General features: G+C 68.7%; 18 protein-coding genes and 2 tRNA genes. 8 read left to right on the forward strand and 12 right to left on the reverse strand.

Annotated elements, in window-relative coordinates; genetic code table 11:
- Window positions 1-44: 44 nt before the first annotated feature.
- Complete coding sequence (locus tag ACYCO6_RS26870) at window positions 45-332, forward strand: MTH1187 family thiamine-binding protein (RefSeq protein WP_459765018.1); 288 nt, start codon at window positions 45-47, stop codon at window positions 330-332.
- A 47-nt stretch (window positions 333-379) separates the two neighbouring features.
- Here the strand turns inward: ACYCO6_RS26870 and ACYCO6_RS26875 are convergent, their stop codons facing one another.
- Entirely contained in the window at window positions 380-553 is a 174-nt protein-coding gene (locus tag ACYCO6_RS26875) for a metallothionein (protein WP_459765020.1), read from the reverse strand.
- A gap of 155 nt (window positions 554-708) precedes the next feature.
- On the opposite strand from ACYCO6_RS26875, the gene ACYCO6_RS26880 reads away from it, so the two are divergent.
- Together ACYCO6_RS26880 and ACYCO6_RS26885 are read left to right on the forward strand one after the other, a co-directional pair.
- Complete coding sequence (locus tag ACYCO6_RS26880) at window positions 709-3,027, forward strand: FdhF/YdeP family oxidoreductase (protein WP_459765022.1); 2,319 nt, start codon at window positions 709-711, stop codon at window positions 3,025-3,027.
- 46 nt (window positions 3,028-3,073) lie between these two features.
- The gene (locus tag ACYCO6_RS26885; protein WP_459765024.1) at window positions 3,074-4,456 is read left to right on the forward strand and encodes a pentapeptide repeat-containing protein; all 1,383 of its coding nucleotides are present in this window, start codon (window positions 3,074-3,076) and stop codon (window positions 4,454-4,456) included.
- A gap of 9 nt (window positions 4,457-4,465) precedes the next feature.
- Here ACYCO6_RS26885 and ACYCO6_RS26890 read toward each other — a convergent pair whose 3' ends face one another.
- Window positions 4,466-4,936 carry a MarR family winged helix-turn-helix transcriptional regulator gene (locus ACYCO6_RS26890; protein ID WP_459765026.1) on the reverse strand — a complete coding sequence of 157 codons (471 nt, stop codon included), beginning with the start codon at window positions 4,934-4,936 and terminating at the stop codon, window positions 4,466-4,468.
- Between the two features lie 136 nt (window positions 4,937-5,072).
- Window positions 5,073-6,536, reverse strand: a complete 1,464-nt coding sequence (gene selA / locus ACYCO6_RS26895) for an L-seryl-tRNA(Sec) selenium transferase (RefSeq protein ID WP_459765028.1) — start codon at window positions 6,534-6,536, stop codon at window positions 5,073-5,075.
- A 243-nt stretch (window positions 6,537-6,779) separates the two neighbouring features.
- Here selA and ACYCO6_RS26900 point away from each other — a divergent pair, with 243 nt between their 5' ends.
- Window positions 6,780-8,210: a mannose-1-phosphate guanylyltransferase/mannose-6-phosphate isomerase gene (locus ACYCO6_RS26900; RefSeq protein WP_459765030.1), complete on the forward strand. Its 1,431-nt coding sequence runs from the start codon at window positions 6,780-6,782 to the stop codon at window positions 8,208-8,210.
- A 131-nt stretch (window positions 8,211-8,341) separates the two neighbouring features.
- A complete protein-coding gene (locus ACYCO6_RS26905) occupies window positions 8,342-9,355 on the forward strand; it encodes an SDR family oxidoreductase (protein ID WP_459765032.1) in 1,014 nt (337 codons plus the stop codon).
- 496 nt (window positions 9,356-9,851) lie between these two features.
- Here ACYCO6_RS26905 and ACYCO6_RS26910 read toward each other — a convergent pair whose 3' ends face one another.
- From ACYCO6_RS26910 to ACYCO6_RS26940, 7 genes are all read right to left on the reverse strand, one after another.
- Window positions 9,852-10,814 carry a phytanoyl-CoA dioxygenase family protein gene (locus ACYCO6_RS26910; protein WP_459765034.1) on the reverse strand — a complete coding sequence of 321 codons (963 nt, stop codon included), beginning with the start codon at window positions 10,812-10,814 and terminating at the stop codon, window positions 9,852-9,854.
- Between the two features lie 555 nt (window positions 10,815-11,369).
- Window positions 11,370-11,445, reverse strand: a tRNA-Val gene (locus ACYCO6_RS26915).
- A gap of 172 nt (window positions 11,446-11,617) precedes the next feature.
- Window positions 11,618-14,044, reverse strand: coding sequence for an endopeptidase La (lon, locus tag ACYCO6_RS26920; protein WP_459765036.1), 2,427 nt, complete (start codon window positions 14,042-14,044; stop codon window positions 11,618-11,620).
- Between the two features lie 249 nt (window positions 14,045-14,293).
- Window positions 14,294-15,565 (reverse strand): ATP-dependent Clp protease ATP-binding subunit ClpX, encoded by a 1,272-nt coding sequence (gene clpX / locus ACYCO6_RS26925; protein ID WP_010684321.1) that lies wholly within the window; start codon window positions 15,563-15,565, stop codon window positions 14,294-14,296.
- A gap of 185 nt (window positions 15,566-15,750) precedes the next feature.
- Entirely contained in the window at window positions 15,751-16,377 is a 627-nt protein-coding gene (locus ACYCO6_RS26930) for an ATP-dependent Clp protease proteolytic subunit (RefSeq protein WP_012322036.1), read from the reverse strand.
- Between the two features lie 126 nt (window positions 16,378-16,503).
- Window positions 16,504-17,910, reverse strand: coding sequence for a trigger factor (gene tig, locus ACYCO6_RS26935; protein WP_459765040.1), 1,407 nt, complete (start codon window positions 17,908-17,910; stop codon window positions 16,504-16,506).
- A gap of 133 nt (window positions 17,911-18,043) precedes the next feature.
- Window positions 18,044-18,128, reverse strand: a tRNA-Leu gene (locus ACYCO6_RS26940).
- A 148-nt stretch (window positions 18,129-18,276) separates the two neighbouring features.
- On the opposite strand from ACYCO6_RS26940, the gene ACYCO6_RS26945 reads away from it, so the two are divergent.
- A complete protein-coding gene (locus ACYCO6_RS26945) occupies window positions 18,277-19,773 on the forward strand; it encodes a multicopper oxidase family protein (protein WP_459765042.1) in 1,497 nt (498 codons plus the stop codon).
- On the opposite strand, the gene ACYCO6_RS26950 is transcribed toward ACYCO6_RS26945, so the two are convergent.
- Entirely contained in the window at window positions 19,766-21,271 is a 1,506-nt protein-coding gene (locus ACYCO6_RS26950) for an NAD(P)H-hydrate dehydratase (RefSeq protein ID WP_459765044.1), read from the reverse strand. The genes ACYCO6_RS26945 and ACYCO6_RS26950 overlap by 8 nt on opposite strands.
- Before the next feature lie 195 nt (window positions 21,272-21,466).
- Here ACYCO6_RS26950 and ACYCO6_RS26955 point away from each other — a divergent pair, with 195 nt between their 5' ends.
- The gene (locus ACYCO6_RS26955) at window positions 21,467-21,805 is read left to right on the forward strand and encodes a P-II family nitrogen regulator (protein WP_056097227.1); all 339 of its coding nucleotides are present in this window, start codon (window positions 21,467-21,469) and stop codon (window positions 21,803-21,805) included.
- 172 nt (window positions 21,806-21,977) lie between these two features.
- The gene (locus ACYCO6_RS26960; protein ID WP_459765047.1) at window positions 21,978-22,157 is read left to right on the forward strand and encodes a DUF2735 domain-containing protein; all 180 of its coding nucleotides are present in this window, start codon (window positions 21,978-21,980) and stop codon (window positions 22,155-22,157) included.
- Window positions 22,158-22,265: 108 nt separating this feature from the next.
- On the opposite strand, the gene ACYCO6_RS26965 is transcribed toward ACYCO6_RS26960, so the two are convergent.
- Window positions 22,266-23,300, reverse strand: coding sequence for a glutamine synthetase beta-grasp domain-containing protein (locus tag ACYCO6_RS26965; protein WP_459765049.1), 1,035 nt, complete (start codon window positions 23,298-23,300; stop codon window positions 22,266-22,268).
- Between the last annotated feature and the right edge of the window lie 98 nt (window positions 23,301-23,398).

The raw sequence follows: 23,398 nt of genomic DNA on the forward strand, positions 1-23,398 counted from the left end.
GGTAGCCGCGCCGGGGCGAACCGTTCCCGGATCAGGCGAGCATCATGAAGGTATCGGCCGACCTCTGCATCGTGCCGATGGGCGTCGGCCCGTCGGTCTCGCCCTATGTCCGCGAGATCAAGGCGATTATCGAGGCCAGCGGCCTGACCGCCACGATGCATCCCAACGGCACCAACATCGAGGGCGAGCTCTCGGAGATCTGCGCGCTGGCGGAGCGATGCGAGGCGAAGCTTGCCGAACTCGGTGTCCAGCGGACCTTCTTCACGCTGATCTTCTCCACGCGCCGGGACAAAGACCAGTCCATGGCCGACAAGCTGGCGGCCGTCTCCTGACGCGTCGCGCGGCGCTCCCGCCGCGCGGGCCTGACGGTCAATCGGTCTCAGCCGTGGCAGGTGCAGCCGGCGTGCTCACAGCCCGCGTGGTCCTTGTGCCCGTCGGCGCACGCGTCGCAGCAATAGGCCTTACCGTCCCGGGACACCGCCTTCGAGACCGGGATCACGCAGACACAATCCTGGCAGGCACACTTCACCATCTCGACGTCGACACTGGCCACGTTCGCCTCCACGCTTCTGTGTCTACGGGTCGACGTTAGATCTGCCGTATCCATTAGGAAAGCCGGCCCGGGCCGCAGTGACGCGCCCGTGATCCCATTCCTCTCCTCGCGCGTTCTCCCCGTCCGGTCGCTGGGGCGCCGGAAGGGAGGACGGCATGGCCGAGCAAGTGACCGGTGAGGTGCGGATTGAGCCTTATGACGGGCCGGCCGGCGGCTGGGGCTCCGCCCGTTCGCTGATCGAGATCCTGACCCGGGAAGGCGTTCCGGTCACCGGCTCGGCGATGCTGCTGAAGCAGAATAAGCCGGACGGGTACATGTGCACGTCCTGCGCCTGGGCGAAGCCCGCCAAGCCGTTGGCCTTCGAATATTGCGAGAACGGCGCCAAGGCCACGGCCTGGGAGCAGACGCGCCGCCGCGCGACCCCTGATTTCTTCGCCGCCCACACGGTGACCGAGCTGCTCGGCTGGAGCGACTACGCCCTGGAGGAACAGGGCCGCCTCACGCATCCGATGCGGTACGACGCGGCGACGGATCGCTACCGGCCCGTCTCCTGGAGCGAGGCCATGGCCGAGATCGGCCGGGAGCTGAAGGCGCTCCGCGAAGTCGACCCGAAATCGGTCGTGTTCTACGCCTCGGGCCGGGCCTCGCTCGAGACCAGCTACATGTACGCGCTGCTCGCGCGGCTCTACGGCAACAACAACCTGCCGGACTCCTCCAACATGTGCCACGAGCCGACCTCGGTGGCGCTGCCGCAATCGATCGGCGCGCCGGTGGGCACGGTCCTGCTGGAGGATTTCGAGACCACAGACCTGATTTTCTTCTTCGGCCAGAACGTCGGCTCGAATGCGCCGCGGATGCTTCATCCCCTCCAGGAGGCCCGGCGCCGGGGGGCGCAAATCATAACCTTCAACCCGCTGCGCGAGCGCGGCCTGGAGCGCTTCACCGACCCGCAATCGCCCGTGGAGATGCTGACGCGCTCCGCGACGAAGATCTCGACGCAGTACCATCAGGTGAAAGCAGGTGGCGACCTCGCGGCGATCACCGGCCTGTGCAAGGCGCTGCTCGCCCTGGACCGGGAGGCCGCGGAAGCCGGCCGGCCCGCCGTGCTTGACCACGCCTTCATCGCCGAGCACACCCACGGTGTCGAGGACTTCGTCCGCTTCTGCGACGGCCAGGACTGGCCGGCGCTGGAGCGGCGCTCCGGGCTCACCCGGCGGGCTCTGGAGGCCGCGGCCGCGGCCTATGCCCGCGCCAAAGCGGTGATCGGCATCTACGGGATGGGCCTGACGCAGCACCGCAAGGGCACCGAGACCGTGCGGATGCTGGTCAATCTCCTGCTCCTGCGGGGTAATATCGGCAAGCTTGGCGCCGGCATCTGCCCGGTGCGCGGCCACTCGAACGTGCAGGGCCAGCGCACGGTCGGCATCACCGAGAAGCCGGAACTGGCACCGCTCGACAAGCTCAAGGAACTCTACGGGTTCGAGCCGCCGCGGGAGAAGGGGCTCAACACCGTCGAGACCTGCGAGGGCATCCTCGACGGCAGCGTGAAGGGCTTCATCGGGCTGGGCGGCAACTTCCTCCGGGCAGTGCCCGAGACCGGCCGGATGGAGCCGGCCTGGCGGCGCCAGCGCCTGACCGTCCAGATCTCGACCAAGCTCAACCGCTCGCATCTGGTGAACGGGGCCGTCGCCTATATCCTCCCCTGCCTCGGACGCATCGAGATCGACCGGCAGGCGAGCGGTCCGCAGGCCGTCTCGATGGAGGATTCCACCGCCCGCTTCCACGGCTCCCGGGGCGTGGCCGATCCGGTGGGGCCGCATCTGCGCTCCGAGCCCTGGATCGTCGCGGAGATCGCCAAGGCGACCCTGCCGCCGAACCCGCGCATCGACTGGAACTCCTGGGTGGCCGATTACGCACGGGTGCGCGACGCGATCGAGGCGACCTACCCGAACGTCTTCCACGACCTGAACGGACGGATGTTCAAGCCGGGCGGGATCACCAAGCCGCTCGGCGCACGCGACCGGAAGTGGGAGACGGAGACCGGCAAGGCGAATTTCGCGGTGCCGGCGGGCCTCGAGGCGGATCCGGACCTGCCGCCCCGCCGCCCGAACGTGCTCGACCTGATCACCCTCCGGTCGAACGACCAGTTCAACACCACGGTCTACGGCTACGACGACCGCTTCCGCGGGGTGAAGGGCACCCGCGACGTGCTGTTCATGAACCGGCGGGACATCGCCCGGCTTGGACTCACCGACGGCGGTGGCGTCGATGTGGAAACGGAAGCCGACGATGAGGTTCCGCGCCGCGTCGCCGGCCTGCGTGTGGTCGCCTACGATATCCCGGAGGGCAATTGCGGCGGCTATTATCCGGAGCTGAACGTCCTGTTGCCGCTCTGGCACCATGACGAGCAGTCGAAGACACCCGCCGCCAAAGCGATCACCGTGCGGGTGACCGCGTCGGCTCGCTCGGCCTGAGCCGAAGCGTCTGGCGCGCGGTCGCCGTCTCCGGCAAGGAACGGCCATGGATCAGGCGACCCCTCCCGATGCGCGGCCGGACGCGCCAGCAGACCCGCGCCTGCGCGACCTCCTGGACCGGATCTCCGCCGGCGTCCCCTTTCGGGAGCCGGGTCTCGACCTCTCGCACCTGAACGCCTCACCGGGCACTCTAACCGGCGAGGTCGCAGAAGGCATGATCTCCGCGGCCGCGGCGGATTCCGAGTCCGGCGGCCTGCGCCTCACGGAAGCCGACCTGTCGCGCGCCCGCATGGAGGAGGCCGATCTCTCCGGGGCGAATCTGCGCCGGGCCAACCTCGCGGGTGCGGTCGGTCGCTCGACCCGATTTGTCGGCGCGATCCTGGAGGAGGCCGACCTCTCCGAGGCCGACCTCTCGGGCGCGGACTTCACCGGCATCGTCGCCGGCCAAGCGCGGTTCGCAGGCGCCATGCTGGAGGATGCCCGGTTCGGACAGGCCGCGATGCGCTTCGCTGACCTGTCCGGGGCGCTCCTCGACGGGGCGGATTTCGCGGGCGCCGACCTCTGGGGCACCGATTTTTCGGGCGCGGATGCGGATGACACTGTCTTCCGCGAGGCGCGGCTCGACGAGGCCAAACTCGCCGACGCCAACCTCACCCACGCGGATTTCGCGGGCGCCAGCCTGACTAAGGCGACGCTGGCGGGCTCGCGGCTGCGCGGCGCGAACTTCGCCGGGGCGAAGCTCGACGGCGCCGACCTCTCCGGCGCGGACCTGTCGGACACCGATCTCGTGCGACTGAACCTCGCCACCTGCCAGCTGCGGCATGCCCGCTTCTCCGGCGCGTGGCTCAACGGCACGCGGATGAGCGTCGAGCAGCTCGGCGGCGCCGTGGGCGAGGAGGTGGCGGGCGCCTACGAGGCCGCGCAGGCGAGCTACCTCGCCCTGGAGCAGAACTGGAAGAGCATCGGCAGCCACGACGCGGCAAGCTGGGCCTACAAGCGCGGCCGCCGGATGGGGCGCTTCCACGCGGGGCGGCAGGCGCGCGCCGCATGGGGCACGCGGGACTGGGCCGGCGTTCTGCGCCACGGGTATCGCTGGACGGCCGACCGCTTCGTCGAATGGCTGTGCGATTATGGCGAGAGTCTGTCGCGCATCGCCCGCGCCTTCGCGTTGCTGATCGTCGTGTTCGCGGGCCTCTTCGGGCTCACCGGCGGCCTGTTCATCCTGGAGGGACCGGAGGCGGGGCCGACCTACAATCCCCTCGATCTGCTGAGCTACAGCGCGCTCAACATGATGACCGCGAATCCGCCGGAGATCGGTCTCAAGCCCACCGGCCGCGTCACCAACCTGCTGGTCGGCATCGAGGGCGCGGTCGGCATCATCCTGATGGGCCTCTACGGATTCGTCCTGGGCAATCGCCTGCGCAGGTGAGGGAAGCCCTCAGTCGTTCACGCTCAATCGCTCGATGACGAGGCTGAGGTCCTTGCGCAGGGCGCGGATCTCCGGCTCGCTGAGTTCGAGCTGGCACATCACGCTCTCGCGGACCGAGACCGCCTCGGAGCGCAGCGCCGCGCCCTGCGGCGTCAGCGCGATCTCGACCTCGCGCTCGTCGGACTGACGGCGGGTTCGCAGCAGGAAGCCCGCGCTCTCCAGACGCTTCAGCACCGGCGTCAGCGTGCCGGAATCGAGGCGCAGGCGCCGGCCGATCTCGGAGACCGTGACACCGTCCTGCTCCCACAGGACCAGAAGCACGAGATACTGCGGATAGGTCAGCCCGAGCCGCTCCAAGAACGGCCGGTACGACTTGGTCATCCGGTGCGCGGCAGCATAGAGCGCGTAGCAAAGCTGGTTATCGAGGAGGAGTGGATCCGCCTCTCGCTCCGCCTCCATCGTATCGGCAATGTACGCCATATCGCTCGCCCATCGCGGTCCAGGTACCGCCACTCTCGACCGCGACCGCGGGTTTGTCATTATACCACAACACGCGAAGCCGGCGCACAAGCTCCGACCGGGCGATTCGATTTCTTAACAACCCCGTTCCGAGTTCTTAACAACCCCGTTCCGAGACGACCCCGCCCTGACGCGGTGCGATCGCCGCCAGGGAGCCGAGGAAGCCGGTCTCGTCTTCGAGCGTCCGTAGATCGAGGACGATGGCATCGCCGCTGATGCGGCCGATCACCGGCACCGGCAGGCTACGCAGGCGCTCAGCCAGGCGCTTGCATCGTCCTCCGGCACCGCGCCGTCCATCCTCGCCCGCAGGGCTGGGGGTGAGGACCAGGGCGGCGCTGGGCAGGGTCTCCACCGGCAGCGCGCCGGAGCCGATCTGGCTGATGCACTCCGCGACCGCGACGGTGGCCCATCCGGAGAACCGCTCCGCCACCGCGGGCGCGAGCCGCTCCGCCTGCGCGGTGATCGTCGCCCGGTCGCGCGTGAGTAGCCGCAGCGTCGGCAGTTCCTCGGAAAGCCGCTCGGGGTGGAGGTAGAGCCGCAGAACCGCTTCGAGCGCCGCGTAAGTCATTTTGTCGACGCGCAAGGCCCGCTTCAGCGGGTTCTTGCGGACCCGGGCGATCAGGTCCTTCCGGCCCGCCACGATGCCGCACTGGACCGCGCCGAGAAGCTTGTCGCCGCTGAAGGTCACCACGTCAGCCCGTTCCAGGGCCGCCCGGACGGTCGGCTCAGGGGGCAGACCGTAGGTGGTGAGGTCGATGAGGCTGCCGCTTCCGAGATCCTCCGCGAGCGGCACGTCGCGCTCGCGGCAGAGTTCGTGGAGGGCCGCCGGATCGGCCGCGGCGGTAAATCCCGCGATGGCGTAATTGCTCGGATGCACCTTCATCACCAGCCCGGTCCGCGGGCCGATCGCGTCCGCGTAGTCGCGCAGATGCGTGCGATTGGTGGTGCCGACCTCGCGCAGGCGGCAGCCGGCGCGCACCATCACGTCCGGCACCCTGAACGAGCCGCCGATCTCCACCAGCTCGCCGCGCGAGACCACCACTTCCTTGCGCATGGCCAGCGCGTTGAGCACCAGCAGGACGGCCGCCGCATTGTTGTTGACGACCACCGCGGCTTCGGCGCCGGTGAGGCGGCAGATCAGGGCCTCGACGTGATCGTCGCGCTCGCCGCGGGCGCCGCTCTCGAGATCGAATTCGAGGTTGCTCGCCTGGACCATCACGGCGGCTACCGCCTCGGCGGCCGAGCGCGGCAGCAGCGCCCGGCCCAGATTGGTGTGCAGAACCGTCCCGGTCAGATTGAAGACCGGCCGCAGGGACGGGCGCCGCTCGGCAGCGAGCCGCGCGGCGGCTGCGGCCCGGATCGCCGCCTCGTCCGGCACGGGGCCACCCTGGGAACGGATCCCGGCGAGCACGTCCCGGATCGCGGCCGTGAAAGCCGTCCGCCCATGGGCGGCGACCTGCTCGGCCGGTGCGCCTCCGACCAGACGCTCCACCGAGGGAATCCGGCGCGGGCCTTGAGCCGCGGCGTCGGCGATCGGGTGGGTCTGGGCGGAGGAACTCATGCGGGACCAGAGATAACGATCCTGTCGCTGACGGCCAGCCCAGCCGCGCGTGGGCAATCCCCGCAGGATTGTTCGGGGGCCCGTCCGACGTTAAGCCGACTGCCTGAAATCCGCGGATGTCGGCAGAGGTCGCCCTTGCGGGGCCGCCACTCGTCGCGCTTCGTCCCGGGCTGTCATCGCGAGGTGCCGGTCCCGGCCGTGCGCCGCGCCGATCCGCCGCCCAACCCGCGCGAGATGTTGCCCATGTCTGGATCCACCGCTGCCATTCATCCCGTGATCCTGTGCGGTGGGACGGGGACGCGGCTGTGGCCGGCGTCGCGGGAGAGCATGCCCAAGCAGTTCGCCCGGCTGGTGGACGCGCGGGTCTCGACCTTCCAGGCCAGCCTGGAGCGGGTGGCGGACGCGGCCGTGTTCGCCCGCCCGACCGTGATCGCCTCGGCGGAGGCGCGCTTCATCGTCGCCGAGCAGCGCGACCAGCTCGGGCTTGCCGCCGACATCCTGCTCGAGCCGCAGGGGCGCGACTCGGCCGCGGCCGTGGCGGTGGCGGCGCTGCACGCGGCGCGCACCGATCCGCAGGCCGTGGTGCTGGTCATGGCCGCCGACCACGTCGTGCCCGACACAGCCGCCTTCGTGGACGCGGTCCAGCGCGCGGCCGCCGGGGCGCGGGCCGGCTACACCATGACGCTGGGCATCGAGCCCGACCGGCCGGCCACCGAGTACGGCTACATCCGCCGCGGCGAGCCGATCGCGCAGGTGCCCGCCGCCGCCCGCGTCGCCCGCTTCGTCGAGAAGCCCGACCGATCCGGCGCCGAGGCGCTGATCGCCGAGGGCGCGCTGTGGAACTCGGGCTACTTCCTGTTCCGCGCCGACCTGATGCTCTCTGAGCTGGAGGCGTTCGTGCCGGAGGTGCTGTCCGCCGCGCGCGCGGCCCTGGAGGCGGCGGTGACCGATCTCGACTTCGTGCGGCTGGACGCGGCGGCGTTCGCGCAGGCGCCCAAGATCTCGATCGACTACGCGGTGATGGAGCGCACCGCGCAGGCCGGGGTGCTGCCGGTGGCGTTTGCCTGGTCGGATGTCGGCACCTGGGACGCGGTCTGGCAGGTGCTGGAGCACGACGAGGCCGGCAACGCGGTGCGGGGCCGGGTGTCGCTGATCGGGACGAAGAACAGCCTGGTGCACAGCCAGGGCGAGGGCCTGACCGCGGTGGTCGGCTTGGAGGACGTGGTGGTGGTCTCCACCCCCGACGCGGTGCTGGTGGCGTCCAAGGCGCAGTCGGGGCAGGTCAAGGAGCTGGTCCATGCGCTGCGAGCCTCGGGCGCGCCGGAGGCGGACGCGCATCTGCGGATGTACCGGCCGTGGGGCTGGTACCAGCGGATCGACCTGGGCGAGCGGTTCCAGGTGAAGCGGATCCAGGTGGTGCCGGGCGGGCGGCTGTCGCTGCAGAAGCACTACCACCGGGCCGAGCACTGGGTGGTGGTGCGCGGCACGGCCGAGGTGACCATCGACGAGCGCGTGGTGCTGGTCCACGAGAACGAGGCGGTCTACCTGCCGATCGGCTCGATGCATCGCCTCTCCAACCCCGGCAAGATCCCGCTGGAGCTGATCGAGGTCCAGGTCGGCTCCTACACCGGCGAGGACGACATCATCCGCGTCGAGGATATCTACGGACGCTGAACGAGACCGCCGGCCCTGCGACGCAAACACCCGCCCGGTATCCGGAACCATGCGGCCCTCCCGGTGAATACCCAGACGTGCGACCGCGGCAGTGCTCCACGGTCGCGCTTCTGGATACCGGGGGATGACGCATGAAGCACAAGCCGCTCCGCGAACAGGTCATCGTGATCACCGGCGCCTCGTCGGGGATCGGCCTCACCACCGCCCGGATGGCGGCTGAGCGCGGCGCCCGCGTGGTCATGGCGGCACGCAGCGGTGACGCCCTGGCGCGTATCCAGGCGGAGATCGAGGGCGTCGGCGGCAAGGCGATCCATGTCGTCGCCGATGTCGGCCGCCGCGCGGACGTGCAGGCCGTCGCGGACCGGGCGATCGCGACGTTCGGCGGATTCGACACCTGGGTGAACGTGGCGGGCCTCTCGATCTACGGGCGGCTCCGCGAGATCAGCGACGCGGACCACGAGCGCCTGATCCAGACCAATTTCTGGGGGACGGTGTTCGGATCCCTCGTAGCGGCCGAGCACCTGCGCGACCACGGCGGCGCCCTCATCAACGTCGGCAGCATCGCCTCCGATCTCGCCTTCCCGTACCAGGGCATGTACGCGGCCTCGAAACACGCGGTGAAGGGCTTCACCGATGCCCTGCGCATGGAGCTGATGCACGAGGGCGCACCGGTCTCTGTGACGCTCATCAAGCCGGCCTCGATCGACACGCCCCTCCCCAACCGGGCGCGCAACTATATGGATCGCGAGCCGAGCCTGCCGCCGCCGATCTATCCACCCGAGGAGGTGGCGAACGCCATCCTGCACGCGGCCGTTCATCCACAGCGCGACATCTTCGTGGGCGGCGCCGGGAAGGCCTTCACGGCCGGCAAGGAATTCGCGCCCGGCGCCTACGATTACCTCACCCCTGCGATCATCGCCCTGCAGAAGCGTGCGAGCCCCCCCCGAAATCCGGACGGTGCCCTGCATGCTCCCGTAGCGGCCGGCGCGATGCGCGGCGACCCGCCTGTCCCCGTCATGCGGACCAGCGCTTACACCCGGGCGACCCTGCACCCGCTCGCCGCGGCAGCCGGCCTCGTTGGCCTGGGCGCCGCCACGGCGCTGGCCGTGGCCCGCAGCGTGCCCGGCCGCCGGCGGCCCCTGTAGTTGACCATTGCCGCAGCCGCCCTGCCCAGCCTGGACCGGCCGACGCAGGATGAGTACAGGGCCCCCGCATCGTAACGCGCCGGATCGTGCACCTGCCGGACGATCGCCCATGCCGTGACCGGGTCCGGGCCTCACCCGGAGCCTACGACCTATCTGACCCTGCGGGTGCCCGTGCGCCTCCTGGGCGGCAGCGCCGATCTCGTGGTCGACACGTTCGTGCACGCGCACCGCGCCGCCCGCAGGATCCCCGGGGCGAAGTTCGAACTCCTGCCGGAGGCCGGCACATGCTGCACCACGTCCAAGCCGAGGCGGTCGTGCGCGCGGCGCTGTCGCTGCGGCCGGTCTCGTAGAGCGCGCTGCTCCTTCAAGGAAACAGCCGCACGCTTCAGCTCATCGTCATCGCACGATGGTCTCAGAAAACCGGATTGGACGTTTCCGCATCATGCACGAACACGCGGTCGGCACAGATCGACCCGTTCCGCCACGATGCGAAGTCTCAGCGGACGAGCGCCTTGATCTGTTGCTTTGCCCTGACCGCGATGCGGGCGATGGGCCCCCGGGCCTGCCGCTCACGCTCCTGCCGCAGGGTGCGCTTCTCGGCGTTCCAGGGATGCTCCGTGCGCAGCGTGTGCTCCGCGGCGCGGACCCCGAAGCCCAGCGCGTAGGCGCGCCGGGGCCCATCGCTGAGGTTCGGCCCGGCGCAGTGCAGGGTCCGGCAATCGTGGAACGTCGCGCCCCCGGCCGGGAGCGGACACGGAACCGCCCGCTCGGTCGGCACCCCGAGCGCCTCCAGCCCATGGATGCGCGGATCGTTGCCGATGCTGCGATGGGTCAGGAGCGGCTCCAAGTGACTGCCGGGCACGTAGAGCATGCAGCCGTTCTCGGGCGTGACGGTCTGGAGCGGCATCCAGACCGTGATCGCCCGGTAGTTGGTGTAGGCGGCGTAGAACGCCTCGTCCTGATGCCAGGCCGTGGCGGCCCCGACCTTCGGCGGCTTCCGGATCGCGTGCTCGAAGACCAGCGCCGCCTTCGGCCCCAGGAGCTGGCGGCACATGGCCAGGGCGTTCGTCCGGAACAGGATGTCCCGCAGGAGCGGCTCGAACCGCGACGGGTTGATCAGCTGCGGCGACCGGGCGAGGCCGGCACCCCGGTCGACGTCGACGAGATCGAACAGGCTGCCGTCCTTCCAACCCCGCGCCTCGTCGAACAGGCGGTCATAGGCGCCCCGCAGCGTATCGAGTTCCTCCGCGGTCGTGATGGCCGGAATGGCCAGGAACCCGTCGCGGCGAAAGGCGGCGATTTCCGCCTCGGTCAGCAGCCGCGTGGGGACCCGCCCGGCGGCACGCGACGCACCAAGCCAGCCGGCGAGCCGGTATCGCGTATGGGCCAGCAGCGCGGTTACACTGGCGTGTGCAGGATCCTCTACCTGCCCTGCGCGACCACTGACCGGACTTGGCATCGAACCCTCGCTTTCAAGAGTTGCGCCAGTGTTCTCACGGTTAATCCAGGGCCGACAGTACTCATTTCTGGGTATACCGGCCTCGGTATAGTAACGAAATTTCGCCTTTTCTCATCACCTATCTCCCTTCCAACTGGCGACAGTCGGGTGCGGGTGCATCGGCACTCTCACGAGTGAGGACGTCGTCTTTCAATCGGAGCCCGAAATCAAACCGCGCTGCCCATGGGAGCGCCCGTCCTGCGTGATGCTCCGATACAGTAATAATCAGCATTTATTTCGGATTATATTTTAACGCTAAAATATATCTGCGGAAATTCTGCAGCATTTTATTGATGAAAAGCCATATATCTAGGTCGAAAATCCGGACTCGGCGGCATTGGCCGCATCTCATGACAAGGGGTGCACATGCGCGGCCGATCATGACCCTGCCGCATCCATGACCCTTGCGGCAGACCGAACCGGAAGCCGCAACACACTTTTCCGGAAAGCTTCCGGGTCGCAGCGTCGAACCGCCCGCGGCCCGACCGTCCAATGGGCTCGCACACGCCCGTGGGTTGGTGGGCGGTGAGGGACTCGAACCCCCGACCCTCTCCGTGTAAAGGAGACGCTCTACCAACTGAGCTAACCGCCCGGCGGCCGACCGTTACGGCATGGCAGCGGTCCGGTGCAAGGGGCCGCGCCGCAAAGCACGTCCGCGATGGTGTTCGGGTCGCTCAGCAGGATGCGGATCTGGCAGGCGCCGCGCGCAAAAAAGCCCCCGGAGTTGGACTCCGGGGGCTCGACTCGATCACGTCAGAGGGCGGTCAGTGCGCCACGAAGGCGGTCCCGTCCTCCTCGGTCCGGGCGGGCTTGGCCACTGGCAGCGGCTCCTCCCACTCGATCGCCTCGGGCTGGCGGACCAGCGCCTTTTCCAGCACCTGATCCATCCGCGACACGGGCACGATCTCCAGCCCGTTCTTCACGCTATCGGGCACCTCGGCGATGTCCTTGGCGTTCTCCTCGGGGATCAGCACCGTCTTGATGCCGCCGCGGAGCGCGGCGAGCAGCTTCTCCTTCAGGCCGCCGATCGGCAGCACCCGGCCGCGGAGCGTCACCTCGCCGGTCATCGCGACGTCGCGTCGGACCGGGATCCCGGTCAGCGTTGAGATGATCGCAGTGGCCATGGCGATGCCGGCCGACGGACCGTCCTTCGGGGTCGCCCCCTCCGGAACGTGGACGTGGATGTCGCGGCGCTCGAAGAGCGGCGGCTCGATGCCGAAGTCAAGGGCCCGGGAGCGGACGTAACTCGCCGCCGCCGAGATCGACTCCTTCATCACATCCTTCAGGTTGCCGGTGACCGTCATCTTGCCCTTGCCGGGCATCATGACGCCCTCGATCGTCAGCAGCTCGCCACCGACCTCGGTCCAGGCCAGACCCGTCACCACGCCAACCTGATCGTCCGCGTCGATCTCGCCGTAGCGGAACTTCGGCGGACCGAGGAAGACCGGAAGGGTGTCCGGGGTCACCGCGACCGCCTTGGTCTTGGTGATCAGGATCTCCTTCACCGCCTTGCGGATCAGGTTGGACAGCTCGCGCTCCAGGTTACGGACACCGGCCTCCCGCGTGTAGCGGCGGACCAGCATCAGCAGACCGTCGTCGTCGATCGACCACTCGTCCGTCCCGAGGCCGTGCTTCTTCAGGGCGTTCGGGATCAGGTGCTTGCGCGCGATCTCGACCTTCTCCTCCTCGGTGTAGCCGGCGATGCGGATCACCTCCATCCGGTCCATGAGCGGGCCCGGGATGTTGAGGGTGTTGGCCGTGGTCACGAACATCACGTTCGAGAGGTCGTAATCCACCTCCAGGTAGTGGTCGTTGAAGGTGCTGTTCTGCTCAGGGTCGAGCACCTCAAGGAGCGCCGCCGACGGATCGCCGCGGAAATCCATGCCCATCTTGTCGATCTCGTCGAGCAGGATGAGCGGGTTCGAGGTCTTGGCCTTGCGCATCGACTGCACGATCTTGCCGGGCATCGAGCCGATATAGGTCCGGCGGTGACCGCGGATCTCGGCCTCGTCACGCACGCCGCCGAGCGACATGCGCACGAACTCGCGACCCGTCGCCTTGGCGATGGACTTGCCGAGCGAGGTCTTGCCGACGCCGGGGGGACCGACGAGGCACAGAATCGGGCCGGTGAGCTTGTTCGCGCGCTGCTGCACGGCGAGGTACTCGACGATCCGCTCCTTGACCTTGTCGAGGCCGAAATGGTCCTCGTCCAGCAGCGCCTGGGCGCCGAGCAGGTCCTTCTTGATCTTCGAGCGCTTGCCCCACGGGATGCCGAGCATCCAGTCGAGGTAGTTGCGCACGACGGTCGCCTCGGCCGACATCGGCGACATCTGGCGCAGCTTCTTCAGCTCGGCCGTAGCCTTGTCGCGAGCCTCCTTGGAGAGCTTGGTCTTCTCGATCTTCTCTTCTAGCTCGGCCAGCTCGTCGCGGCCATCCTCGGAGTCGCCCAGCTCCTTCTGGATCGCCTTCATCTGCTCGTTCAGGTAGTACTCGCGCTGGGTCTTCTCCATCTGCCGCTTGACGCGGGTCCGGATGCGCTTCTCTACCTGGAGCACAGAGATCTCGCTCTCCATCAGCGACAGCACGCGCTCGAGGCGCTGCGCCACCGTGGGGGTCTCCAGGATGCCCTGCTTGTCGGAGATCTTGACGAGCAGGTGCGAGCCGATCGTGTCGGCGAGCTTGGAGGGCTCGTCGATCTGGGTCACGGCGGAGACGACCTCGGGGGAGATCTTCTTGTTCAGCTTGACGTAATTCTCGAACTCCGAGAGCACCGAGCGCGCGAGCGCCTCGGCCTCGACGCGGTCGCCGAGCTCGTCGTGCAGCGCCTCGGCGGTGGCCTCGTAGTACTCGTCCGAGCGGGTGAAACCCGTGACCTTCGCGCGGCCGACGCCCTCGACGAGCACCTTCACGGTGCCGTCGGGCAGCTTCAGGAGCTGAAGGACCGAGGCAAGGGTGCCGATCTTGTAGATCGCGTCAGTGGCCGGATCGTCGTCGCCCGCGTTGATCTGGGTGGCGAGCAGGATATGGCGGTCCGTGCGCACCGCCTCCTCGAGGGCGCGGATCGACTTCTCGCGGCCCACGAACAGGGGCACGATCATGTGCGGGAAAACGACGATGTCGCGCAGGGGGAGGACGGCGTAGGAGCCCGTCGTGCCCGGGACCACCGGCTGGCGCGATTTCGACTGTGACATGCTGACTTCCTCTCAGGGACGCCCGGGTTCGGCTCCTCCATGCACGGAGCGCGCCTACAGCCAGGGGCCGACCGGGCCGCGAGGGTCGGGGCTTTCGAAAACTTTGCGGCTGGTGACGCGGACCGTACCTCGAAGGAGCGTGCGGCCACCGCGTTGAGCCTGAGGTGGCTGCGGAGAGCAGCGTTTTCAAGATGTTCCCCGCAGCGCGCCCGGCCGGAGCCGGGCGCTTAACGCAACCCTACCAAGCGCTTACGCGCTGACGCTGGCGGGCGCATCCTTGTTGCGGTCGCCGTGGATGTAGAGCGGGCGCGACTTGCCCTCCACCACCTCCGGACCGATCACCACCTGCTCGACGGACTCGAGGCCCGGCAGATCGTACATCGTGTCGAGCAGGATCGTCTCCAGGATGGAGCGCAGGCCGCGGGCGCCGGTCTTCCGCTCGATCGCCTTGCGGGCGACGAGCGAGAGCGCCTCGTCCTGGAATGTCAGGTCGACGTTCTCCATCTCGAACAGCCGCTGGTACTGCTTGACCAGCGCGTTCTTGGGCTCCTGCAGGATCTTCTTCAGCGCGGCCTCGTCGAGGTCCTCGAGCGTGGCCAGAACCGGCAGGCGGCCGACGAACTCGGGGATGAGGCCGAACTTCAGCAGGTCCTCCGGCTCGACCGAGCGGAAGATCTCGCCGGTGCGGCGGTCGTCGGGGGCCTGCACGGTCGCGCCGAAGCCGATCGAGGTCCCCTTGCCGCGCTGCGAGATGATCCGCTCCAGTCCCGCGAAGGCGCCGCCGCAGATGAACAGGATGTTGGTCGTGTCGACCTGCAGGAATTCCTGCTGCGGGTGCTTCCGGCCGCCCTGCGGCGGGACGGAGGCCACCGTGCCCTCCATGATCTTCAGGAGCGCCTGCTGCACGCCCTCGCCCGACACGTCGCGGGTGATCGACGGGTTGTCGGACTTGCGGGAGATCTTATCGATCTCGTCGATGTAGACGATGCCGCGCTGGGCGCGCTCGACGTTGTAGTCCGAGGCCTGGAGCAGCTTGAGGATGATGTTCTCGACATCCTCGCCGACATAGCCCGCCTCGGTGAGCGTCGTTGCGTCCGCCATGGTGAACGGCACGTCCAGGATGCGGGCGAGCGTCTGCGCGAGCAGCGTCTTGCCCGAGCCGGTCGGCCCGATCAGCATGATGTTGGACTTGGCCAGTTCGACGTCGTTGTGCTTCGTCGCGTGCGCGAGCCGCTTGTAGTGGTTGTGCACAGCGACCGAGAGGACCTTCTTGGCGAAGTCCTGGCCGATGACGTAGTCGTCGAGGACGCGGCGGATCTCCTTCGGGGTCGGCACCCCGTCGCGGCTCTTCACCAGCGAGGATTTCGACTCCTCGCGGATGATGTCCATGCACAGCTCGACGCACTCGTCGCAGATGAACACGGTCGGGCCGGCGATCAGCTTGCGGACCTCGTGCTGGCTCTTGCCGCAGAACGAGCAATACAGCGTGCTCTTCGAGTCGTTGCCGCCAGTCTTGCTCATATCGGTCTCCGATTCGTCGCGTACGCAGCCGGCTAGGGGCGTACGCGCATCGCTTCAATGTAAGGGGGCCCGTTTAAAGAAACAGTGTGCTGTGCGCCTTTGACCGAAGGGCCGGATTTCGGATGCAAACACGCTGCCGCGGCGGGATCAAGGCCGCGCCGCGGCGGTCAGGCGACGCGGGGTGGTCAGGCGGCTGCCGGCTCGGGCCGCTTCTCGATCACCTCGTCGATGAGCCCGAACTCCTTGGCCGCGTCGGCGGTCATGAAGTTGTCGCGCTCCAGCGCCGTATGGATCGTGTCGTAGTCGCGGCCCGTGTGCTTCACGTAGATCTCGTTCAGGCGCCGCTTCAGCGCCTCGATCTCTCGGGCATGAATCAGGATGTCGGTCGCCTGGCCCTGGAAGCCGCCCGACGGCTGGTGGACCATGATCCGGGCGTTCGGCAGGGCGAAGCGATGGCCGGGCTCGCCGGCGGTGAGCAGGAGCGAGCCCATCGAGGCGGCCTGGCCGACGCAGAGGGTCGTCACCGGGCAGCGGATGAACTGCATCGTGTCGTAGATCGACAGGCCGGAGGTGACCACGCCGCCGGGGGAGTTGATGTAGAAGGAGATTTCCTTCTTCGGGTTCTCCGCCTCGAGGAACAGCAACTGCGCCACGATCAGCGAGGCGCCGTAATCCTCCACGGGGCCGGTGAGGAAGATGATGCGCTCACGCAGCAGGCGGGAGTAGATGTCGAAAGCGCGCTCGCCGCGGCTCGACTGCTCGACGACCATCGGCACGAGCGCGTTGTTGTAGACGTCGATCGGATCTCTCATCTCGTCCTGCCCCGGAGTGAGGCCCGGGGCTGCCGCGAATCAGGGCAGCCCCGGGCATGTCAGCGAACACCGGCGATGCTTAACCATCGCCTAACCCATGCCCGCCGTCCTGGGACAGAGCGGGCCTCAGTCGGCCTTTGCCTCGGCTTTGGCCTCGGCCTTGTCTGCCGGCTTCTCGCCGGTCGTGTCGTCGTCATCGTCTGCGAAAAGCGCCTCTTTCGAGACGGGTTCCTCAACGAGTTTCACCTGCCCGAGGACGTGGTCAACCACCTTCTCCTCGAACAGGGGCGCGCGGAGTTCCGCGAGCGCCTGCGCATTCTTCCGGTAGAAGTCCCAGACCTGCTGCTCCTGGCCCGGGAACTGCCGGACCCGGGCGATGAGGGCCTGGTTCACCTCCTCGTCCGAGACCTTGATATCGGCGCTCTCGCCGACCTGCGCAAGCACGAGACCGAGACGGACGCGCCGTTCGGCGATCTTCCGGTACTCGGCCTGGGCCTTCTCCTCGGTGGTATCCTCGTCCGCGAAGGTCTTGCCGCGGTTCTTGAGGTCCTGCTCGACCTGCGCCCACACGGCGGCGAATTCCTGCGCCACCAGGGACGGGGGCAGCTCGAAGGCGTACTTGCCATCGAGCGCGTCGAGGAGGTCCTTCTTGAGCAGGCGCCGCGAGGCGGCCTCGAAGTCCCGGCCGATCGCCTCGGACACGGCCTCGCGGAGCTTCTCCAGCGACTCCATGCCCATAGACTTGGCGAACTCGTCGTCCAACTTGGCCTCGCCCGGCGCCTGGATCTTCGTGACCGTCACGTCGAACTCGGCATCTTTGCCGGCGAGGTGCTCGGCCCCATAGGACTCGGGGAAGGTGACCTTGACGAGCCGCTTCTCGCCGGTCTTGGCGCCGACGAGCTGGTCCTCGAAGCCCGGGATGAACGAGCCGGAGCCGAGCTCCAGATCGATGCCCTCGCCCTTGCCGCCCTGGAACTCCTCGCCGTCGATGTGGCCGACGAAGTCGATGGTGACCCGGTCGCCCGTCTGGGCCTCGGCCCCCTCCTCGCGCTCGGAGAACGGACGGCTCTGGCCGGCCATGCGCTCGAGGGCCTCGTTCACCTCCTCGTCGGACGGCTTGGCGACCCGCTTCGTGAGGCTGACGTCGGAGAGGTCGGCGAGCTCGAAGCTCGGCATCACCTCGAGGGCCACCTTGAAGGCGAGGTCGCCCTTTGCGTCGAGCGCCTTCTCGACCTCAGACTGATCGGCCGGAAACTCGACCTGCGGCTCGAGGGCGAGCTTGAGGCCGTTATCGGTGACGATCTTGCGGTTGGCTTCATTGACAGCGTTCTGCACCACCTCGGCCATCACGGAGCGGCCGTAGACCTTGCGCAGGTGCGCGACCGGCACCTTGCCGGGGCGGAAGCCCTTCAGCTGCACCTTGTCCTTCATGCCGGACAGCTCATTGGTCAGGCGCTCCTCGAGTTCCTGGGCGGCCAGCAGAACCTGAAACTCGCGCTTCAGCCCCTGGGCGTTGATCTCGGTCACCTGCATCGTCGTCGTCGCTCTTCAAAGAAACCTGTGGTCGCCGGCCGGGCCGGCGTCGTTTTCGCGCGGTCCGGGATGCCGAGACGTCGGATACGGAGACGGGGCGGTCCGCGGGGGACCGCGCCCTCAGCAGACGTCCTGGTGCGGGCGGAGGGGCTCGAACCCCCACGTCTTGCGACACTGGAACCTAAATCCAGCGCGTCTACCAGTTCCGCCACGCCCGCGCGCGCCGACATCCGGCGCATCGCCGGCCGCCGGAAGCGCGCCCTATAGCATGGGTCCGCCGGCCCGCAGCAAAAAACTTGTCCCTGTGGCGCGCGGGCCGGCGCGCCGCTATGGAGCGGGCCCGTCGCGAGCCGCAGCCGAGATCCCATGCCGCCATCCCGCACCGAGCCGCCGACCGAATCGCGCAACGGCGCGCCGTCGCGCCGGACCCTGCTCGCCGCGGCGGCGCTGGGGTTGGTGCCGGAGGTGGTCCGCGCCCAGCAGAGTCCGGGGCACGCAGCCGAGACGGCATCTCCGCCGTCGGCCGACGCCGCACAGCCGGACGCCACGACGCTGTCGGCGGCGCCGGGCAAGGCCCGCTTCCGGCCCGACCCCGCACCCGAGACGCCGGTCTGGTGCTTCGACGGCAAGGCCTTGCCGCCCGTGATCCGGGTCAAGCTCGGGCAGTCGGTGCGGCTGAAGGTGGAGAACCGGACCGACAAGCCCCTGTCGCTGCACTGGCACGGGGTGCGCAACGTCAATGCCATGGACGGCGTCGGCGGGGTGACCCAGGCGCCGATCGCACCGGGCGGCGACTTCCTCTACGCGTTCACGCCGCCAGATGCCGGATCCTTCCTGATCCGGCCCCTGGTTGTCGGCGGGGCGAGCGAGCCGTCGGGTCGTGGGCTTGCCGGCATGCTGGTCGTCGAGGAGACCAGTCCGCCGGCCGTCGATGCGGATGTCAGCGTCGTCCTGCAGGATTGGCGACTCCAGGAGGACGGCAGCCTGATGCCGTTCGGGCAGACGCCCCTGGCCGCCGCGCACGGCCGGCTCGGCAACCTCGTCACGGTGAACGGCAAGCCCGTGCCGGGCGCCTTCGAGGTGCGCCCGGGGGCCCGCGTCCGCCTGCGCCTCGGCAATGCCTGCAATGCCCGCGCGACGCGGATCCGGTTCGAGGGTGTGAAGGTCTACGTGGCGGCCGTTGACGGACAGCCCACCGACACGTTCGAGCCGCTGCGGGCCACCCTGCCCTTCCCACCCGGCACCCGCTACGATCTGCTGGTCGACCTGCCGGAAGAAGAAGGCGCCACCTGCGCGATCCAGGCCCTGATCGGCAAGGGGCTGACGCTCGCGAGCGTGACCACGAAGGGCGCCAAGGTCGCCGACAAGCGGGCGCCGATCGGCCCGATCGGCGAGAACAAGCGCCTGCCGGCCGAGATCAAGCTCCAGAACGCGCTGCGGCGCGACGTGGTGATCACCGGCGGCGCCTTCGTGCCGAAGGACGCAAAGGATGCGGGTAAAGAGGGCACGGCGCCCGATCCCGTCTACACGGGCGACCCGCAGAAGATCTGGTCGGTGAACGGCGCGAGCGGCGTCGCCGGCCTCCAGCCGATCTTCTCGGTAAAGCGGGGGCAGGTGGTGGTGCTGGCCCTGCGCAACGAGACCGCTTTCCCGCAGGCGCTGCACCTGCACGGCCACTGCTTCCGCCTGCTCCACCCCCTGGACGACGGCTGGGAGCCCTACTGGCTCGATACGTTCCAGCTCCTCGAGGGCCGGACCGCGCGGATCGGCTTCCTGGCGGACAATCCGGGGCGCTGGCTGATCAGCGCCACGGTGCTGGAGCGATTCGACGCCGGCCTCTGGACTCTGTTCGAGGTCACCTGAGGTCGGCCGCCGCGACATCCCGCAGTACCGCCGGCATCAGCTCCGGGATGTCCTCGGCGATCAGGCCGGGGCCGTGGCGCAGGCCCGCATCCCCGTGGAGCCAGACGCCGGCCGCAGCGGCCTCGAACGCTGGCATGCCCTGCGCCAGGAGGCCGGCGATCAGGCCGCCCAGCACGTCCCCCGAGCCGGCGGTACCGAGATAGGGGCTCCCGTGGTCGTTGATGGCCGCGCGCCCGTCCGGGCTCGCGATCACGGTGTCGGATCCCTTCAGCACCACGATGGCGCCAACGAGCCGGGCCGCCGCGCGGGTCCTGGCAACCTTGTCGGCCTCGTCCGCGCCCGCAGCCGTCCCTTTGAAAAGCCGCGCGAACTCGCCGGCATGCGGCGTGAGCACCGCCCGCGCATCGCCGTCCGCAAGGTGTGCGGCGAGGACCGATGCTTGGCCGGCAAAGCTCGTCAGCGCATCGGCATCGAGGACGAGACCGCGCCCGGCGGCGGCGGCGACCGCGACACGCTCACGGGTGGGCTCGCCGGTGCCGAGGCCAGGTCCGGCCAGAACGACGTTCAGGCGCTCGTCGGTGAGCAGGTCGTCGAGGTCGTCGGCGCTCTCGCAGGGCCGCAGCATGATCGCCGTCAGATGGGCGGCGTTCTCGGGAAGCGCGGCCGCCGGTGACGCGACCGTCACGAGGCCCGCGCCCGCCCGCAGGGCACCGCGCGCAGCCAGCCGGGCCGCACCCGTCTTGGTAGCGGGACCCGACAGGACGAGGGCGTGACCGCGCGTGTATTTGTGACTCTCCCCGGTGAGCCGGGGGAAGTGCCGCGCCCAGAGATCCGGACCGTTCCGGTAAAGCGGCGCCCCGCAGGCGGCGAGACCGGCTTCCAAGGCTGCCCGTCCGGTCCCGATATCCGCCAGGCTGAGTTGGCCACACAGGCTCCGCCCGGGCTGGAGCAGGTGCCCAGGCTTGAACGCCACGAAGGTCACAGTCTCCACCGCCCGGATCGCGACACCGCGCACGGCACCTGTATCGCCGTCGAGCCCACTCGGCACGTCGACGGCGAGCACAGGGATCCCGCTGGCGTTCACCGCCTCCACGAGGGCGCGCACCGCGCCGTCGAGGTCGCGCGACAATCCAGCCCCGAACAGGGCATCGACCACGAGGTCGCAGGCCGGGAGCGCTGCCGATGCGGCGTCGCGCACCGGACCGGTCCAGCCCTTGGCGGCGAGAGCGGCGTCGCCCTTGAGGGCTTCGCGATCGCCGAGCAGGAAGAGGTCAACGGCAAAACCGCCTTCCGCCAGCAGACGCGCGGCCACGAAGCCGTCGCCGCCGTTGTTGCCGGGTCCGCACAACACCACGACCCGGCCCGCCTCCGGCAGACGGACCCGGCCGCGGGCGGCCACCGCGGCGCCGGCCGCCTCCATGAGCGTGAGGCCCGGGGTCCCGCCGGCGATCGCCGCAGCGTCGACCTGCCTCATCGCCGCGACCGTCAGCAATCGCATGTCCACCTCCGCCTCTGCCCGTGCGCCAACCATGCCCTGACCAAAACCGCGCCAAAAATCCGCAAAACGCCCGAAGGATGTGCAGATTTAGCACATAGAATAGGCAGTCCGGTCGGCTGCACCGAGAAAACGGCGTGGCGAAAGCGTCACGGGGATGTTAGAAAAGCCAGGCACCGTAGCGCAGGCCCGAGCGGCATGAAGAAGATCGAAGCGATCATCAAGCCTTTCAAGCTCGACGAGGTGAAGGAGGCGCTCCAGGAGGTCGGCCTCCAGGGCATCACCGTCATCGAGGCGAAGGGGTTCGGCCGGCAGAAGGGCCACACGGAGCTCTACCGGGGCGCCGAATACGTGGTCGACTTCCTGCCCAAGGTGAAGCTCGAGATCGTGCTGTCGGACGCGCTGGTCGAAGGCGCCGTCGAGGCAATTCGCAAATCCGCCCAGACGGGCCGCATCGGTGACGGCAAGATCTTCGTGTCGAGCATCGAGGAAGCGATCCGCATCCGCACCGGCGAGACCGGAACGGACGCCATCTGAGGCCCTCCTCCGAGCGGCCCTGATGCCGCCGGATCCGTTCTGCCTAAGAATTCGCGCTGCACGAATGTCCGGCATCGGCGCTTTCCGCCATGGAGCGCCGCCTTCCGCACCCCACATCATCGGGAACGGCCGACCGGATCGGCCGCTTGAACCTGATGCAGGAGGATGTGCGATGGCCGAGACGGACCCGCGCGAGAGCGCCAAGATCTACGATCTGTCCGCATTCCGCCGCACCCGCGCAGCGCCTCGGCCTGCGTCGGCCACGAAGCCGGCCACCGTGCCGAGCTTTGGCGGCGGTGCCTGGTACCACGAAGCCGCGATCCGCGAAGACGAGCGGCCGCGCCGCACCTGAACGCAGCCGTTTCCGAGCCGGCCCTCCTGCCCTGAAAACGGCGAAGCCGGACCCACAGGCCCGGCTTCGCTGGTTCGGCACCGGGAGCGTCGTGCTCCCCATCGCGTCTCACGCGGCGGCAGCGGCCTCGGTCGGCACGGAAGCGATCGTCTTCAGCACCTGCGAGGCGATCTGGTAGGGGTCGCCCTGGGAGTTCGGACGGCGGTCCTCAAGGTAGCCCTTGTAGCCGTTGTTGACGAAGGAATGCGGCACGCGGATCGAGGCGCCGCGGTCGGCCACGCCGTACGAGAACTCGTGGATCGAGGCGGTCTCGTGCTTGCCGGTCAGCCGCATGTGGTTGTCCGGGCCGTAGACGGCAATGTGCTCCTCGCGGGCGTTCTTGAACGCCTCCATGAGCTTCTCGAAGTAGGCCTTGCCGCCGTGCTCGCGCATGAAAGCGGTCGAGAAGTTGCAGTGCATGCCCGACCCGTTCCAGTCGGTGTCGCCGAGCGGCTTGCAGTGGTACTCGACGTCGATGCCGTACTGCTCGCAGAGGCGCTGGAGGAGGTAGCGAGCCATCCACATCTCGTCGGCGGCCTTCTTAGAGCCCTTGCCGAAGATCTGGAATTCCCACTGGCCCTTGGCCACCTCGGCGTTGATGCCCTCGTGGTTGATGCCGGCATCCAGGCAGAGGTCGAGGTGCTCCTCGACGATCTTGCGGGCGACATCGCCCACGTTCGAGTAGCCGACGCCGGTATAGTACGGGCCCTGCGGGGCCGGGTAGCCGGTGGCCGGGAAGCCGAGCGGGCGGCCGTCCTTGTAGAGGAAGTACTCCTGCTCGAAGCCAAACCAGGCGCCCGGATCGTCCAGGATGGTGGCGCGCTTGTTCGACTCATGCGGGGTAATGCCGTCCGGCATCATCACTTCGCAGAGCACCAGCACGCCATTCTTGCGGGCCGGGTCAGGGAAGTGGCGCACGGGCTTGAGCATGCAGTCGGAGCTGCCACCCTCGGCCTGCTTGGTGGACGAGCCGTCGAAGCCCCACATCGGGAGCTGCTCGAGGGCCGGGAAGCTGTCGAAGTCCTTGATCTGCGTCTTACCGCGGAGATTCGGGGTCGGCGTATACCCGTCGAGCCATATGTACTCGAGCTTATATTTGGTCATTCCGGTTCTCTCGTCCGTTTTCGATGCGCGACCGGGGCAACCCTGGAAGACGCGAACGGCTGGCCGCCTTGCCGACGGCCGTCGCCGCCTTCGCACAG

The sequence above is a fragment of the Methylobacterium sp. CM6257 genome, from assembly GCF_054611515.1.